This is a genomic window from Bacteroides sp. LFL-34, from assembly GCF_027257075.1.
In the GTDB taxonomy this organism is placed as follows: domain Bacteria; phylum Bacteroidota; class Bacteroidia; order Bacteroidales; family Bacteroidaceae; genus Bacteroides; species Bacteroides ovatus.
In genome coordinates, this window is the sequence record NZ_JAPQKZ010000012.1 from 138,585 (window position 1) to 156,211 (window position 17,627).

The 17,627-nt window shown below is 42.2% G+C and carries 10 protein-coding genes, 1 rRNA gene and 1 pseudogene; 4 read left to right on the forward strand and 8 right to left on the reverse strand.

Going from position 1 to position 17,627, the window contains the following annotated elements; all coding sequences use genetic code 11:
• Position 1: 1 nt before the first annotated feature.
• Positions 2-2,323: a Gldg family protein gene (locus tag N5O98_RS09710; RefSeq protein ID WP_022198956.1), complete on the forward strand. Its 2,322-nt coding sequence runs from the start codon at positions 2-4 to the stop codon at positions 2,321-2,323.
• A gap of 12 nt (positions 2,324-2,335) precedes the next feature.
• A complete protein-coding gene (locus tag N5O98_RS09715; RefSeq protein WP_004309027.1) occupies positions 2,336-4,663 on the forward strand; it encodes a Gldg family protein in 2,328 nt (775 codons plus the stop codon).
• A gap of 79 nt (positions 4,664-4,742) precedes the next feature.
• Here N5O98_RS09715 and N5O98_RS09720 read toward each other — a convergent pair whose 3' ends face one another.
• From N5O98_RS09720 to N5O98_RS27580, 7 genes are all read right to left on the reverse strand, one after another.
• Positions 4,743-6,182, reverse strand: a complete 1,440-nt coding sequence (locus N5O98_RS09720) for a HAMP domain-containing sensor histidine kinase (RefSeq protein WP_004309025.1) — start codon at positions 6,180-6,182, stop codon at positions 4,743-4,745.
• Between the two features lie 19 nt (positions 6,183-6,201).
• Positions 6,202-7,332, reverse strand: a complete 1,131-nt coding sequence (locus N5O98_RS09725; RefSeq protein WP_004309023.1) for a sensor protein KdpD — start codon at positions 7,330-7,332, stop codon at positions 6,202-6,204.
• Between the two features lie 84 nt (positions 7,333-7,416).
• Positions 7,417-8,181 carry a hypothetical protein gene (locus N5O98_RS09730; protein ID WP_004306399.1) on the reverse strand — a complete coding sequence of 255 codons (765 nt, stop codon included), beginning with the start codon at positions 8,179-8,181 and terminating at the stop codon, positions 7,417-7,419.
• A gap of 118 nt (positions 8,182-8,299) precedes the next feature.
• Positions 8,300-8,872, reverse strand: a complete 573-nt coding sequence (locus N5O98_RS09735) for a K(+)-transporting ATPase subunit C (protein ID WP_004306397.1) — start codon at positions 8,870-8,872, stop codon at positions 8,300-8,302.
• 16 nt (positions 8,873-8,888) lie between these two features.
• Positions 8,889-10,922: a potassium-transporting ATPase subunit KdpB gene (kdpB, locus tag N5O98_RS09740; protein WP_022198955.1), complete on the reverse strand. Its 2,034-nt coding sequence runs from the start codon at positions 10,920-10,922 to the stop codon at positions 8,889-8,891.
• 18 nt (positions 10,923-10,940) lie between these two features.
• Positions 10,941-12,647 carry a potassium-transporting ATPase subunit KdpA gene (gene kdpA / locus N5O98_RS09745; protein ID WP_004306395.1) on the reverse strand — a complete coding sequence of 569 codons (1,707 nt, stop codon included), beginning with the start codon at positions 12,645-12,647 and terminating at the stop codon, positions 10,941-10,943.
• 31 nt (positions 12,648-12,678) lie between these two features.
• Positions 12,679-12,759, reverse strand: coding sequence for a potassium-transporting ATPase subunit F (locus N5O98_RS27580; protein ID WP_073343870.1), 81 nt, complete (start codon positions 12,757-12,759; stop codon positions 12,679-12,681).
• 448 nt (positions 12,760-13,207) lie between these two features.
• Here N5O98_RS27580 and N5O98_RS09750 point away from each other — a divergent pair, with 448 nt between their 5' ends.
• Together N5O98_RS09750 and N5O98_RS09755 are read left to right on the forward strand one after the other, a co-directional pair.
• Complete coding sequence (locus N5O98_RS09750) at positions 13,208-15,484, forward strand: bifunctional alpha,alpha-trehalose-phosphate synthase (UDP-forming)/trehalose-phosphatase (protein ID WP_022198954.1); 2,277 nt, start codon at positions 13,208-13,210, stop codon at positions 15,482-15,484.
• Positions 15,485-15,496: 12 nt separating this feature from the next.
• Positions 15,497-17,278: pseudogene (locus tag N5O98_RS09755) on the forward strand (glycoside hydrolase family 15 protein); the annotation flags it as partial.
• A gap of 86 nt (positions 17,279-17,364) precedes the next feature.
• On the opposite strand, the gene rrf reads toward N5O98_RS09755, so the two are convergent.
• Positions 17,365-17,475, reverse strand: a 5S ribosomal RNA gene (rrf, locus tag N5O98_RS09760).
• Positions 17,476-17,627 lie beyond the last annotated feature (152 nt).

Here is a 17,627-nt window from a genome sequence, read left to right on the forward strand (position 1 = left end):
CATGACGGATTTAAAGATTATAATGCGTATTGCCCGAACCGATCTGGCCATTTTATTCTATTCGCCGATTGCATGGTTCATATTGATTGTTTTCTCATTCCTGACAACATCAAGTTTTACGTCATTAATGGAGAATATAGTGACCGACTATGATCTGTCAGGAGGCAAAGAAGTTTCTTTGAGCGGTATCTGCTTCTTAGGTAGTTACGGTTTTTTGTCCTCCGTCGTATCAAACATATACATCTATATTCCATTGTTGACAATGGGACTCATCAGTCGCGAAACGGCATCGGGTTCAATCAAACTGGCATATTCATCCCCAGTCACCAGTGGTCAGATCGTATTGGGTAAATATCTTGCAGCCATCGGATTTGGTTGCTGTCTGATGCTTGTCCCGATAGCCAGTGCTATTTATGGCAGTTTGGTAATCCCTTCTTTTGATTGGGCTCCTGTACTAGTCGCCCTTCTAGGACTCTATTTATTAATATGCGCCTATTGCGCTATCGGGCTCTTTATGTCCTCACTCACGACTTATCAAGTAGTAGCAGCAGTTGGGACACTTATTGTATTAGCCATACTGAATTTTGTAGGAAATATCGGCCAGGAATACGATTTTATACGCGAACTGACTTATTGGCTGTCAATAAACAGAAGAACAATCGATATGCTGAATGGAGTAATTCGGAGTGAAGATGTGATTTATTTCGTGGTCGTAGTAACCCTTTTCCTGACATTTACCACTTTCAAACTTACATCCGACCGACGAACTATCAGTCGTTTCCGGCAAGCAATCAGTTATCTGGGATTTTTTGTCGCAGCAATGGCAATTGGCTATTTCACTTCACGTCCGGGAATGATCAAGGTATGGGATACAACACGCACAAAACTAAACTCACTTACCGAAAATAGCCAACACGTATTAGCTAAATTGACAGGACCGGTAACTATTACCAATTATGTTAACCTACTTGATAACAAATCATATCGCTACCTCCCTATCATGAAGAAAGCGAATGAAACAATCTTCGAACCTTATTGTCTCGCTAAACCGGACCTGCAAGTGAAATATGTCTATTATTATGATTTCGCCCCCAACGGCGTTGCAAATAATCCTAAGTTTCAAGGCAAAACAGTAGATGAGATGCGTGATTATATGACCATGATTTATAACTTGAATCCTCATTTATTCAAATCTCCGGAAGAAATCCGCCAAATCATCGACCTGCGTGAAGAACAAAATACATTTGTTCGCATTATGGAAACGCAAGATGGAAAACGTACCTTCATCCGTGATTTTGAAGATATGGATGCAACGCCATCCGAAGCGGAAATTACAGCAGCCATCAAAAAGATGATTTCAACTCCTCCCACTGTTGCCTTTATCAAAGGAGACGGTGAACGTGAGGTGTCCAAATCCGGTGACCGCGATTATAGCAACTTCTCCATTGAGAAATATTCTAGAGCCGCCTTAATTAATCAAGGCTTTGATGTCTGCGAGATCGACATTTCTCACGGAGACACCATTTCTTCCCTAATCAATATCGTGGTCCTTGCAGAAATGAGAACCCCGCTTACAGAAAAAGGAGAAAATCAACTGGAGGCTTACCTGGCTCGTGGAGGTAATTTATTTATTCTCACCGATACAGGCAGGCAAGAAGTTATGAATCCTTTTTTAAGCAAATTCGGTATCAAAATGGAAGAATACCAACTGGCACAATCTTCCGCTGATTTCTCTCCTAATCTGATTCTAGCCAAGGCAACCCATGAATCGGGAAAACTTACATTCGGATTCAAAGATGATTTTCCCAAATATGATTTACGTGTCTCTATGCCCGGATGTGTAGCCCTTACATGCTCCAACAACGATTACGGCTTCCAATATACTCCGATTCTTGAAACAAATGCCAAAGGTGTATGGATTGAAAAAGAACAAACAGATTTACAGGAATCACCAGTAGAATGTAATGCTTCGGCAGGAGAGAAAGAACAAACCTATATCACAGCCTATGCCCTTTCACGCCAACTGAAAGATAAAGAGCAGCGTATTATCATCTCTGGTGATGCGGATTGCATAAGCAACACCGAACTGACTCTTTCACGCGAAGGATATAGATCAGGAAACTTTAATCTGATTATCGAAAGCTTCCGCTGGCTTTCCGGAGGAGAATTTCCAATCGACATACGCCGTCCCCATTGTACCGACAATAAACTTTCGATCGGAGTGAAAGATATTGGTACAATGAAAACTATTTTCATAATCATTATACCAGCTATCCTCTTACTTATAGGAGTTGGCATCTGGTTTTTCCGCAGAAGAAATTAATAAGAGAAAAAGATGAACTTAAGACTTATACTTAGAATAGCCCGTACCGAACTAGCGGTACTCTTTTACTCACCGGTCGCATGGTTGCTACTGATTGCATTTACATGCCAGGTAGGATTCGATTTTATGAATATCCTGACGGAAATAGTAAAAATAAAAGCATTGGGCAACACGATCACTTTCAGTGTCACAGCCGGTTTTGTCCTTGGTCTCAAAGGAATATATGAAGTAATTCAGGAAACGATCTATCTGTATATTCCTTTATTAACCATGAACTTGATGAGTCGTGAATATTCATCAGGCTCTATCAAACTACTTTATTCATCACCGGTAAATAGTATCCAAATCATTACCGGCAAGTTTGTATCAATGGTGGTATTCGCCCTGATCTTTGTCATCATCCTTGCCCTACCGACAATCGTAATGTTTATCTCCGTGCCGCATGTCGATATTACACTTATCTTGGCGGGATTGTTATCCATGTTTCTGTTGATACTGACCTATTGTTCTATCGGTCTCTTTATGACCACACTCACATCTTACCAGGTTGTGGCAGCTGTCGCCACCCTTTCCGCATTAGCATTTCTCAATTATGTGGGAGGAATTGGGCAGGAGTCCATACTCTTTAGAGAAATTACTTATTGGCTATCCATTAAAGGACGTGCCAGTGAGATGGTTGGAGGATTGATATGTAGCGATGACGTTATCTATTTCCTTGCCGTAATTTTATTATTCCTCTGGCTATCGGTCATTAAACTGAACAACGAAAAAACACACCGTTCACTCCTTTCAAAAACAATGCGCTATGCCTTAGCTGTATGTACCATTATAGTTATCGGCTTTGTCAGTTCCCGTCCGGCAATGATGGGCTTTTATGATGCTACCCGCAGCAAACAACGTACACTTTCGGAAGAAAGTCAGAAAGTGATGAAGCAATTATCCGGACCTATGACAATCACAACTTACGTCAATATTTTCGATAAAGAATTTGATGTCGCTTCTCCAAAAGAGCAAAAAGAGGATATGGCACGCTTCAAAATGTACACACGTTTCAAACCGGAGATAAAGATGGAGTATGTTTACTATTACTCCACACCGAAAGACAGTGCCCTTTATCGCCAATATCCGAATAAGAACATTCGTGAGATAGCTTATGAAGTTGCCAAGAAAAAGAACTTCAATCCCCAAAAGCTGAAAAGTGCCGAAGAACTGAAAGAAAAAATAGACTTGGCAAAAGAAAACTACCGATTTGTGCGTGTTGTTGAGCGTGGATCCGGTGAACAAGCCCGCCTTCGCTTGTTCGACGATATGGAATATCACCCTTCTGAAACAGAAATCTCCGCAGCATTGAAGAAAATGCTTGTTACTCCTGTGAAGGTAGGCGCCATCACAGGACATCAGGAACGTTCCACCACTAAAAAGGGAGATCAGGATTACTCACTTTTTGCCACACATGGACGCTTTCGTTATTCCATGATTAATCAAGGTTTTGATTTGGTGGAACTGAATCTGAAGGATATGAATGATATACCAAGTAATATCAATATATTACTTATCGCTGAAATGCGTTCTTCCATGAGTTCCAAAGAACAAGAAATCATAGATCGTTTTCTTGAACGCGGAGGTAATATGATGATTATGGGAGACGTCGGACGTCAGGAAGTAATGAATCCTTTACTCCGGAAAGTTGGTTTAAAACTGTTGCCGGGAATCATTGCACAACCTTCTGATGTTAATCCCGGAGACCTCGTTCTCGCGAAAGCTACCCAGATAGCCGCCGACAGTATAGGAGGCTTCTACAAACGTATGGTTGACAGGCAGACGCATAGCGCAGTCACCATGCCATCGGCTGTTGCTCTGGAAGTTGTCGATACAACAAAATTCCATCCAATAGTTTTATTACAAAGCAACGCTCAACAAACATGGATTGAGTATCAAACAAAAGATTTTGTGAATGATTCCCTTTCTTTGGACTCTCTTCAAGGTGAAAAGCTAGGAGCCTATCCCACGGCAATAGCGTTAACCCGCAAGATAAAAGGCAAAGATAAAAAACAACGGATCATTGTGTTGGGTGATGCAGACTGTTTCAGCAATGCCGAACTACAAAAAAGCTCAAGACCGGGTATCTATTCATTCAACTTCAATATGATTCCCGGTTCATTCCGTTGGCTATGCTATAATGAATTTCCGGTATCTTCTTCCAGAGCCCCTTATCTCGACAAAGATATCAGCCTGACTCCTATGGATCTATCCACTATCAAAATTATCTATTGCTATGGCATTCCATTTATTATTGGTCTGTGTGGCATTTGGATATGCTGGAGAAGAAGAAAACGATAAAAAGAAAGAATAGAGAAACTTCCGGCAAGCAGATTTTGTGCCTGTCGGAAGTCTAATTCTTTCATAAACTCCTTCAAAACTATGCCTTCAACCGCATCACAAACCGACTTCCCTTCCCCAATTCACTCTCTACCGTCAGCGTACCACCATGAGCTTCCACAAAATCCTTCGAAATAGATAATCCCAAGCCACTACCTTGCACTTTCGTTCCGGGTACACGGAAATAACGGTCGAAGATGCTTTTGTGATAACGCGGGTCGATACCCTTTCCAAAATCCTGAACATAGAGTTCGATCATATTTTCATCCTGTTTGGCACCGATAATCACACGCCCGTTTTCTTTAGAATAACGGATAGCATTACTTAGCAGATTTGTCAATACCCAGGCAATCTTTTCACTGTCGACAAAGAGTTTGCCGATTTTCTCTTCCGGATATTCCACTTCTATCTGGATATTAAACTTATCCGCTTGCACCTGATTAGCTTTGATCGCATATTCGATCAACTCAATCGGTTTGGTGATCTTCGGCATAAACTGTAGTTTTCCGGCTTCCACCTGGGTCATGTTAAGCAATTCTCCGGTGATACTCAACAAACGCTCGCTATTCTCCTTGATACTCTTAGACAGTTGCTCCTGTTCATCATTCAATGCACCGACACGCTTATCTTCCAACAGCTGGAGGCTCATCATAATAGCAGCAATCGGAGTCTTCAGTTCATGAGATATCGTCGAGATAAATGTAGTCTTGGCAGAATCCAGTTCCTTAAATTCCGTGATATTCTTTAATAAAATAACATCACCCAGTTTGCGAGGTTCCCCTTTTTCAGCCTCCGTATTAATGATAGGGACATAAGAGGCCTTAAAGTAACTCTCTTTGTCGTCAGCATATATCTTCAATGGTTCCTTCTGCTCGCTTGGCGTCACCAGTTCACGGATCAACCGCCGCAACAGGTCATTCTTCAAAGCCAGTTCCTCCGCCGATTGACGAATCACATTCTCCCGTTTCAGATTCAAGACATTGAGTGCTTCCTCATTGATAAACAGAATTTCACGCTCCATATTCAAGCCGATCACCGGATCATCTATACTGTTTACAATTGCTTCAATAAATTTCTTTGCAGAAAGAATATCCGACAAAGTACTGGCACGATATTCGGTCAAACGCTCCGCCATCCGGTTAAAACTATCCGCCACATCCCGGAATTCTTCATTATTATTCATCTGCAGACGCTTCTCATAATTATGATTGGCTATTTCAAGAATTCCCTCTTTCAGTTCTTTAATAGGCTTACTGATAGTACGGGGCAACCAATAAAGCAATATCAGTCCGGTCAAGATACAGATTCCTCCCGTTACGGAAATCCATAACAAAGCACGTTCCAATCCGGGCGTAGCAGCAGGACTATCAGGTTCTGTCGCCGTCAGAATTTGAAGATTCACAACTGAAAGTGTTACCAGCAAAATAATCATTCCGGCCAGCATTCCGATACCGAGAATCAGTTTCGTTTTAATATTCATAACGTTCATACGATTAATATTATGCAAGTATAATCAAATCTACATTAGCTTGTGACAAATTATTTAAAAACTTTCTATATCCCAGTATAGAACAAATAGCGTATGGCAACCTTAAATTAGGAGTTCCCATGCAAACAGTCGATATCTGTTTCTCTTTACAAACCTTGACGATGCTCCCCAAAATATCCTTCGACTGCACCTGCACCACCTCTCCCCCAAGTTCCGCCACAAGCTTAAAATGGTTCAACAGATACCGTTGACTGGCTAGATCAATTCTATCCATACTCTCTTTCGGAGTCTGAACATACAGGGCTATAAAAGTAGTATTATACCGGGTTGCCAACTTTGCCGCCTTTCTGATAATTCGCCGAGGTGTTTTCTCATGACTACTGATACAAGCCATAAATTTCTCGTGCCGAAGTCCGACGGCTACTCCCATCACCACCTCATTCTCCACCTTTTTTTCTACCCGCAACGCTACTTCCTTCAAAGCCAACTCACGTAACTGAAGAATATTCTCTGTCCGAAAGAAATTGTCCAATGCCGTCTGAATCTTTTCCGGACGATAGATCTTTCCCGCTTTCAAACGTGCAATCAGTTCCTCTGCCGTCAAGTCAATATTCACCACCTCATCCGCTTCCTGAAGCACACTGTCGGGCACTCGTTCTTTCACTTCAATACCCGTAATCTCCTGCACTTCTTCATTCACGCTTTCGATGTGCTGAATATTGATTGCCGAGATCACATTGATTCCCTCATCCAGCAAAGTTATCACATCCTGCCAACGTTTCTCGTTCAAGCTACCTTCTACATTCGTATGAGCCAGTTCATCCACAATTACAATTTCTGGATGGACACGGATAATCGTATCCAGATCCATTTCTTCCAATTCTTTCCCCTTATAGAAGATTTTGCGACGCGGAATGACAGGGAGCCCTTGCAGCAATGCTTCCGTCCCGGCACGTCCATGAGTTTCGATATAGCCGATTTGCACGTTCACACCGTTCTCCAGCAGTTCATGCGCCTCCTGAAGCATACGATATGACTTTCCCACACCGGCTATCATACCGATATAGACCTTGAATTTGCCCCGGTGGGACTTCTTTATCAGATCCAAAAAATACTGTACACTATGTTCTCTATCATCCATTACGTCAATCTGTTATTTTAAACATCCTAACCCGTAGTAATCATCACGATCACCACGGGTTTCACAAAAATTCATGAGTTTATTTTATGGCCTTAAAGTTACGCCAAATACTAAATGGGCGTCCTCCAAACGTGGATTCCATATAGCCTGTACAAATATAGGCAATGAAAACTTATCATTAAAATTTATTGCTTTCGTTGCTTTCAAAGCTAGGTTCGTCACTGCAAACCCATTCACATTATACTGCGGAGTCTTATAAGGAACCACTCCACAAGTAGCATTCAGATCAACTCCTTTCACACTGAACGGATAATTCAGTTCTACGTAAGAAGAGTATGCCTGCTTTTCCTCCCCCTCATCAGTCGTTTTTCTGTCAGCACCGGCAAACATGGTATACCATGCGATAGATAACGGGAACTTTTCAATAGGAAGCGTATAAGCTAACCCTGCTTCAAAATGATGTCCGGTGTCTCCACTTTTAAAATGGAAATAATTATTGGTAAGTTCTCCATTAGCCACATCAGCTTGTCCGTCCCACCAAAGAGTGGCTACAGAAAGTGTCGGTCCCGCTTCACCAAACTTATAAGCTGCGGTTAGGTCAATTTCTTTATTACTCTCACTCAAACTGGTTGAGCCCCATGCAGTAAGCGAGAAATTACCTACGCTAAATCCCAAAGTCGGCTGAAAGGAAGCGGCTCCCCCCTGATAAATACCACGCCATACATACGAACTTACCAAATCACCTTGTATAGTAAACTCTTGTGCTTGTGCATTGCTAGTTCCCAACATACATACGGCTGCTACAGCCATTGTTCCTAAAATACTCTTTTTACTAAAAAAACTTTTCATACTTCTTATCTAATTCTATTTTATGTTCCTGTAAAAAAGCAGCGCCCCATCCAACCCTGTTAATTTGAACCGCGGCATAACCCAAACGGTCCGGACAGGAACGCTGCTCAATCTTCATCTACTTATTGCTTTCCTCTAAAGCGATATTCAATTTCAAGACATTCACCTTTTCTGTTCCCAACAACCCCAAAAACGGTTTTTCTATGCTTTTATCAACAATCGCTCTTACTTGTTTTTCTGTTAATCCACGTGCTTGTGCTACTCTCTTCACTTGTACATACGCACATTGAGGAGTGATATTAGGATCCAGTCCCGAACCACTGGCCGTAACCATTTCGGCAGGCACATCCGCACGATTCAAATAAGGATGATGTACAAGGAAAGTATCAATACGCGCTTTCACTTCATCCAGATATTCTTGATTCGTAGGCCCTTTATTACTACCTGCGGAACTCGTCGCATCATACCCGTCACCGGCAGAAGAAGGACGTCCCCAGAAATAAATATCTTTTGTAAACATCTGACCCACATTGGCTGCTCCCACTACTTTCCCATCCAGCGTAGCCACCTCGGCATTTCCTTTATTAGGACCTGCTACCTGTGCGAACACCCACAGGATAAGGATATAGAACACGGAGAAAAAGACACAAAAAGCAAGTGTTATTTTTAATGACTTCAATAAAGTTTTCATTGCTATTGTTTTTTAATTAAAAGAATAAACCTACTATTAAATCTATCAATTTGATTCCCACGAAAGGAGCAATCACACCACCCACACCATAGATCAGCAGATTACGGCGAAGCAAAGCACTTGCACCTATCGGTTTGTATTGCACACCACGCAAAGCCAGCGGAATCAGAATCGGAATAATAATCGCATTAAAAATGACTGCCGAAAGAATAGCACTTTCAGGACTATGCAGATGCATGATATTCAGAGCAGCCAGTTCGGGAATAGCGATCATAAACAAGGCCGGAACGATAGCAAAATACTTCGCTACGTCATTGGCGATAGAGAAAGTAGTCAGCGTACCACGTGTCATCAGTAATTGTTTACCGATTTCCACAATCTCGATCAACTTCGTCGGGTCGTTATCCAAATCGACCATATTACCAGCTTCTTTCGCTGCCTGTGTACCGCTATTCATGGCTACACCTACATTGGCCTGTGCCAGAGCAGGAGCATCGTTCGTTCCGTCTCCCATCATTGCAACCAATTTACCAGCCTGCTGTTCCTTCTTGATATATTCCATCTTATCTTCCGGTTTCGCTTCGGCGATAAAATCATCCACACCGGCTTTTTCAGCAATATATTTTGCAGTTAACGGGTTGTCACCTGTCACCATTACCGTCTTCACTCCCATCTTACGCAGACGTTCGAAACGTTCCTGAATACCCGGTTTGATAATATCCTGCAGTTCAATAACACCAGTCACCTTTCTGTTTACACATACTACCAGCGGTGTACCACCATTGCTTGAGATAGAAGAAATAATCTCTTCCACTTCTTTCGGAAATTCATTCCCGTCACCTTCCACCATCTTACGGATGGCATCAAAAGCACCTTTACGAATCTGCGTTCCATCTGCCAGGTCTACTCCCGAACATTTGGTTTCAGCCGTAAACTTAATCATACGTGCTCCTGTTGTATTCAGATTACGCATACGAATGCCCGACTCACGTCCCAATTCTACGATAGACTTACCTTCCGGCGTTTCATCGGATAAGGAAGACAACAGACAAGTCTCCACAAAATCGTGCAAATTGACACCCGGAGCCGTATGGAAATGAGTTGCTTTACGGTTACCGATTGTGATAGTACCTGTTTTATCCAGCAACAACGTATCAATATCACCGGCAGTCTCTACTGCTTTACCGGATTTAGTAATCACGTTGGCACGAAGCGCGCGGTCCATACCGGCAATACCGATAGCAGAGAGAAGTCCACCGATAGTTGTCGGAATCAGACACACAAACAAAGAAATAAGCGAAGCAATGGTGATGACCGTATTACTATAGTCGGCAAACGGTTTCAAGGTAACACACACTATGACGAAAACAAGCGTAAAACCTGCCAACAGAATAGTCAACGCAATCTCATTCGGGGTTTTCTGGCGGGAAGCACCTTCTACCAGTGCAATCATCTTGTCGAGAAAACTTTCTCCCGGTTGAGTAGTCACCATTACTTTTATATGATCGGACAATACCTTCGTACCACCCGTTACAGAACTCTTGTCGCCACCTGCCTCACGAATAACCGGAGCAGACTCGCCGGTGATAGCACTTTCATCAATAGAAGCCAAGCCTTCAATAATCTCACCATCGGAAGGAATCACGTCTCCGGCCTCACAAACAAATACATCTCCTTTCTTCAACTGTGAAGAACTGACAGTAACGATTTTATTGCCTTCCACTTTCTTAGCCGGTGTCTCTTCACGAGTCTTACGCAAGCTATCGGCCTGTGCTTTACCACGTGCTTCGGCAATAGCTTCAGCAAAATTGGCAAACAACAAGGTTGCAAACAGAATGATAAACACGGCAATATTGTAAGCAAACGAACCTTGTGAAGAGTTTACAATGGAGTAGAGCGTTACGAGCAGCATGACCACTGTAGCCACTTCTACTGTAAACATAATCGGGTTCTTTATCATCATCCGCGGGTTCAGTTTCACGAATGACTGTTTCAAACTTTCTATAACTTGCTCCTTTGGAAACAAAGAAGCTGATTTATTATCTTTCATATCTTCTCTAATTCAGTATTACAAACTTAAATGTTCAGCAATTGTGCTCAATGCATGTACCGGGAAGAATGACAGCGCAGCAATAATGAAGATAACCACAAATGTCATGACTCCGAAAGTCAAAGTATCGGTCTTCAATGTGCCGGCACTTTCCGGAATGAATTTTTTCTGTGCCAGTAACCCGGCAATGGCAACCTGTCCGACGATAGGAATAAAACGGCTCAAAATCAGAACGATACCACACGTGTAATTCCAGAAATAAGTATTATCTCCCAAACCTTCAAAACCGGAACCGTTATTGGCAGCACAAGAAGTGTACTCGTAAAGTTGCTCACTTAAACCGTGGAATCCCAAATTGTTCAACCATCCACCTTCACTTTCCACAAAATCAGGGTGGTGCACATAAATATAACTTGAGAGTGCTGTAAATACCAAAATTACAAACGGATGAAGCAGAGCTACAATCGTAGCGATTTTCATTTCGCGGGCTTCCACTTTCTTGCCGAGAAATTCCGGCGTACGTCCTACCATCAAACCGCTGATAAACACTGTAATGATAATAAATGTATAGTAATTCATCCATCCTACACCTACACCGCCAAACCAGGTGTTAATCTGCATATTCAGCATCTCCATCATTCCGGACAGCGGCATAGTAGAATCATGCATACCATTCACAGAGCCATTAGAGGTTACAGTAGTTACAATACTCCATAATGCCGTTGCTCCGGCCCCCAAACGAACTTCTTTACCTTCCATCGCACCATTATCCTGCGCAATTCCCAATTCATCAATGCGTGGATTACCGCCCATTTCCTGACTGACATTAATACATACACCTACCAGAAAAGCGAAAAGCATTACTCCGAATATACTGTAAGCCAACTTCTTTCTGCGGGTATAGAATCCTAGCGCAAATACCATTGCCATCGGGATAATCAGGATAGACCAACATTCTGCCATATTAGTAAGATAAGTCGGGTTTTCCAACGGATGAGAAGAGTTTACACCAAAGTAACCACCACCATTCGTTCCTAATTGCTTGATAGGAACAATTGCAGCCGTAGGACCTTGAGAAACCATTTGTTCCTGGCCTTCCATCGTAGTCACTTTCATCTTACCATCAAATCCCATCGGGGTTCCCTGAAGAATCAGGATAAAACCTACAATCAGAGAAAGAGGCAATAAAATACGTGTACAGCTTATTACCAGAAATTGCCAGAAGTTACCAATCGTTTTGGTTGTTTTTGCAGCAATACTCTTCATAATACCTGCCATAGCAGCCATACCTGTTGCTGCGGTAATAAACTGGAATAGCATGATGACGAACAGTTGAGTAAAATAAGTAAGTCCGCTTTCACCGCTATAGTGCTGCAAGTTACAGTTCACCATAAAACTGATACAGGTATTGAATGCCTGATCCGGAGTCTGCGGTCCGTTGCCGTCCGGATTTAAGGGCAACCATCCTTGTGAAACCAAGAGTACCATTCCCCAGAAAAACCAGAAAGCATTCAAAATCAACAATGCTTTCAGGAATTGTTTCCAGTTCATTTCTTCATTGGGGTCGATTCCACAAACTTTATAAATGACTCTTTCGATAGGAGCCATAAAATCAGACCAGGTCTTTTCTCCTCTGTAGACCTTAGCAATGTATTTTCCCAGTGGATAAGCCAGAATCACCATCAAGGCTATCTGAACAACCACGCCTAAAATTTCTGTATTCATATACTTTTTACCTTAAACTGTGTGTGTTACTTTAAAACTTTTCGGGTTTGACGAGCACGTACATCAAATAACCGAAGATCGCAATACCTAATACGAATAATGCTGTGTACATAATCAATTCTCCTTTTTCTTTAAATATTTTCAAACCAGTCTACACATTTCCAAAATAGCCAGAAACAAGCGAAACCGCTTAACAGGCAGAAAATAAATGATAGTGTTATTCCCATGTTTTTACCTTTTAAATGATTACTATTATTTTTTTACTCGCCACCCTTCATGCCAAATGCGTGCCACAAAAAACGCACAACAGATAACAGACTAATATTCAACAAAATACACATCACAAGAAACTTTCTATCCATCCAACATACCCTTCCATTTTGAAAAAAGGATTCTATTTTGAAAAGCTTTGTACTTTTCCGGAATTTCAGAAGAGAAAAAATAAGCAAATTATCACTTTGAAAGGGGGATTTTCATTTTGAAAAGGCAAGAGAAGGAAACATAATACTTATAATACACTGATAATAAGAGATTAACAACTAATATAGGTCTATTGGTATATGCTTTGCAAAGAGATAGATATGAAACTTTATATTATTGCAAACAGATTACCTGTCAAAGTAGCCGGCACAAACGGTAAATTCGCATTTTCGCGTAGCGAAGGCGGACTGGCAACAGGTTTGGATTCTCTTCAGACTTCTTATGAGAAGCACTGGATAGGTTGGCCCGGAATATGTGCCAATGAAGAAAAGGACCAACAGGAGATTAACGAGAAACTACAGGAAATGAATTTTCATCCGGTCTTCTTGTCGGAAAAGCAAATTGAAAATTACTACGAAGGATACAGTAACAGTACTATCTGGCCTTTATGCCATTACTTTTATGCTTATACCTTATATAAGAACTGTTTTTGGCAATCCTACCAGCAAGTCAACCGTCTTTTCTGTGAGGAGATTTGCCGACTGGTACGTCCCGGCGACAAAGTATGGATACAGGATTATCAGTTGATGCTACTTCCGGGAATGTTGAGGAAAATATATCCGGAACTCTGTATCGGATATTTCCATCATATCCCGTTCCCTTCCTACGAACTTTTTCGTATTCTGCCGGAGCGCGCCGAGATACTGAAAGGTTTATTAGGAGCCGACTTCATTGCTTTCCACACCCACGACTATATGCGTCATTTCATCAGTGCTGTAGAACGTGTATTACATCTCGATTTTAAATTGGATGAAGTACAGATCAACAACCGGGTGACCAGAGTAGAGGCATTACCAATGGGAATCAACTATGAATCTTATCATAAGGCCTCGGAAAATAAAGAAGTGCACCAAGCTATTGAACGTACCCGGAAACTTTTCGGCGAGCATAAACTGATCCTGTCAGTAGACAGACTGGATTACAGCAAAGGCATATTGCACCGTCTTCGTGGCTTTGCCACCTTCCTCGAACATCATGCTGAATATCACGGTAAAGTTACATTGGCAATGGTCATTGTCCCTTCACGCGACCATGTAGGCAGTTATGCGGAACTAAAAACAAAAATTGACGAAGAAATCGGCTCTATCAACGGACGTTACTCCACAATGAACTGGACTCCCGTCTGTTATTTCTATCATGGCTTTTCACTGGAAGAACTGACTGCCATGTACTATGTGGCCGACATAGCCCTCGTCACTCCACTTCGGGACGGAATGAACCTGGTAGCCAAAGAATACGTAGCTACCAAATGCGACAATCCCGGTGTACTTATCCTTAGCGAAATGGCAGGTGCCGCCGTAGAATTGACGGACGCTATCCAAATCAACCCGAACGATACAGAACAAATAGAAAATGCTATTTGCCAGGAGGCACTTGAAATGCCCGAAGAGGAACAAAAACAACGCCTGCAACGTATGCAAAGCATTCTGTCCGTACAGACAGTCAACAAATGGGCAGCCGACTTTGTCAATGAACTGAACGCGACATGTATGAAAAATGATATGTTACGGAAAAAACGCATCGTAGCTGCCACCATCGCACAAATCAAGCTCAAGTATAACCAAGCCAAACAACGCCTGATTCTGCTGGACTATGATGGTACACTGACGGCTCTCAAACCACGTCCCGAGGATGCACAACCTACACCGGAACTCATTTCTATTCTACAACAACTGGCTAGCGATCCCGCCAATCATATTGTTATCAATAGCGGGCGGGATCACTTTACATTAGAAAAATGGCTTGGCTCCCTTCCTGTGTCTATGGCTGCCGAACATGGGGCTTTCTACAAAGAGAACGGGGTTTGGCATAAAAACATAAAGAAGATAGAATGGGGAGCAGGTATTCTCTCTATTCTTCAAATGTTTGTAGACCGTACTCCCCGTTCCCATCTGGAAGTGAAGGAAACTGCCCTGGCATGGCATTATCGTGAAAGTGACGCATGGCTCGGCACATTAAGAGCCCAACAACTCGTCAACACACTGATTTCGCTCTGTACCCGGCAGAAACTACAAATTCTACAAGGAAATAAAGTGATCGAAATCAAATCACCGGATTGCAATAAAGGTTCCGAGGTGGGGCGTCTGCTAGCCAACAGACGTTATGATTTTGTTATAGCGATGGGAGACGACACTACAGATGAAGATATGTTTCAGGCATTGCCGATGAGCGCTATCACCATTAAAATAGGTAGCGTATCCGAAGCCGCCAACTATCACCTGTCTGCCCAATCTGACGTACTTCCTTTCTTACGGTCTTTACTAGGCAAACAAAAAACTGCCACAAAAGAAGGAAGTATTAAGAATCGCCTGACTTTCGCTTTCGACTTTCTCAAAGATCTATTAAAAACTCAATAAAAAGCAATCAATATGAATAATTTAAATTATGGAGTGATAGGTAACTGCCGAACGGCAGCTCTCATTTCGCAGAACGGAAATATCGAATGGCTCTGTTTTCCCGATTTCGATTCTCCTTCTATTTTTGCCAGTATGCTCGACCGGGAGAAAGGAGGAGCTTTCGGATTCGAAGTTTCCGGAGACTATCGCATCACACAAAATTATGTCCCCCACACCAATATTCTTTCTACCCAATTCTCCTCCGATGAAGGAGAATTCGTAGTGCTCGACTATATGCCCTGCTATCGTTCACAAGACGAAACAGGGCATTATTTACCTGCCGAATTATACCGCTACATACATTGGATAAAAGGGAAACCGCGTTTCAAGATCAACTATCATCCGGCCCCGAACTATGCGCAGGGACAAGTGATCCTTAATATCACTCCACAGTATATCGAATCCTACTGCTCCTTTGACAACAAGGACAGACAATATTTATATGCTTCCCTGTCTCTTCAGGACATCAAAGAGAAAAAAGAAATCATTCTTGAGAAAGACGAATTTCTCCTGCTCTCCTATAACGAGAAAGTGATCCCAATCGACATAGAAAGGGAGAAAATAGAATATTGCCGTACGCTGGTATATTGGCTGAACTGGACAGACAGAAGCAAGAAATACACTCTATATAATGACGTAATCGAACGGAGTTTATTGGTTCTGAAACTAATGTCCTACCACAACGGAGCTGTGCTGGCAGCACTAACGACAAGCCTTCCGGAAGCTGTAGGAGAAGTGCGCAACTGGGATTATCGTTTCTGCTGGCTTCGGGATGCTTCCATGTCCATCGAAACCATGTTTCAAATCGGACATACCGGTGCAGCCAAACGCTTTATGAAATTTATCCAATCCACATTCGTTTCCAAACATGATTATCAAATTATGTATGGCATCCGGGGCGAGCACCAACTAACCGAAGTGATACTCGACCATCTATCCGGTTATAAGAACTCCAAACCTGTACGAATAGGAAATGATGCATACCATCAGAAACAAAACGACTCTTTTGGTTACCTGATGGACCTGATTTACCAATATTATCGCCTCATGCCCGGCACACTGGATGAAATTGAAGACATGTGGGAAATGGTAAAGACCATTTTAGCAAAAGTAGTAGAAAACTGGAGAAAGCCCGATAAGGGAATCTGGGAGATCCGGGGAGAAGGACAACACTTTGTTTCTTCCAAAGTGATGTGTTGGGTAGCTTTAGATCGCGGAGCTAAAATCGCCCAAATGCTTAACAAATATAATTATAGCGAACGTTGGCAACTGGAAGCCGAAAAAATAAAGAAAGATGTGATGAAATATGGCTGGAATAAGGAACTTCAAAGCTTCACACAGACATATAATAATCAAGCAATGGATTCCTCATTACTATTGATGGAACCCTATGGATTTATAGAAGCAGATGATATACGCTATCATAAAACAGTGGAAGCAGTCAAGAAAGCCCTTTTCCATAAAGGACTTATGTATCGCTATAACAGCAAAGACGATTTTGGGTTGCCTACTTCTGCTTTTACGATTTGTACATTCTGGCTTATACGGGCATTGTTTGTAACCGGCCATAAAGAAGAAGCACGCTGCCTGTTTGACGAAGTTCTGAAATATTCCAATCACCTCGGATTGTTTAGTGAAGATATTGATTTCGAAACCAAAGAACAGTTGGGCAACTTCCCGCAGGCATATTCACATCTGGCATTAGTAAATACAGCTATTTTATTTGCAGAAGAAGAGAAGAGAAGAGGTTATCTTTTATCCGGCCTTAGAGAAGGCCCTAATTCAGAAGTGATAAAAAACAGAAAGCCCCTTGATTCATTTTGAATCAAGGGGCTTCTTAAAAACGGCGGCTACCTACTCTCCCACTGTTACGCAGTACCATCGGCGTGACGAGGCTTAACTTCTCTGTTCGGAATGGGAAGAGGTGGAACCCTCGTGCTATAACCACCTGAATAAGGTTATGACATGATGAAAAGTAAAATCCTAGTGTCTAGCAAGCTAAACGTATATACCCAACCGGTACATGTCCGAAAGAAAGTGAACGGGCAATTAGTAATGCTCGGCTTTGATGTTACCACCTTTACACCTGCATCCTATCAACGTC

Coding starts and splice junctions, on each gene's coding strand:
- N5O98_RS09710 (WP_022198956.1), top strand. CDS start 2: ATGACGGATTTAAAGATTATAATGCGTATTGCCCGAACCGATCTGGCC.
- N5O98_RS09715 (WP_004309027.1), top strand. CDS start 2,336: ATGAACTTAAGACTTATACTTAGAATAGCCCGTACCGAACTAGCGGTA.
- N5O98_RS09720 (WP_004309025.1), bottom strand. CDS start 6,182: ATGAATATTAAAACGAAACTGATTCTCGGTATCGGAATGCTGGCCGGA.
- N5O98_RS09725 (WP_004309023.1), bottom strand. CDS start 7,332: ATGGATGATAGAGAACATAGTGTACAGTATTTTTTGGATCTGATAAAG.
- N5O98_RS09730 (WP_004306399.1), bottom strand. CDS start 8,181: ATGAAAAGTTTTTTTAGTAAAAAGAGTATTTTAGGAACAATGGCTGTA.
- N5O98_RS09735 (WP_004306397.1), bottom strand. CDS start 8,872: ATGAAAACTTTATTGAAGTCATTAAAAATAACACTTGCTTTTTGTGTC.
- kdpB (WP_022198955.1), bottom strand. CDS start 10,922: ATGAAAGATAATAAATCAGCTTCTTTGTTTCCAAAGGAGCAAGTTATA.
- kdpA (WP_004306395.1), bottom strand. CDS start 12,647: ATGAATACAGAAATTTTAGGCGTGGTTGTTCAGATAGCCTTGATGGTG.
- N5O98_RS27580 (WP_073343870.1), bottom strand. CDS start 12,759: ATGTACACAGCATTATTCGTATTAGGTATTGCGATCTTCGGTTATTTG.
- N5O98_RS09750 (WP_022198954.1), top strand. CDS start 13,208: ATGCTTTGCAAAGAGATAGATATGAAACTTTATATTATTGCAAACAGA.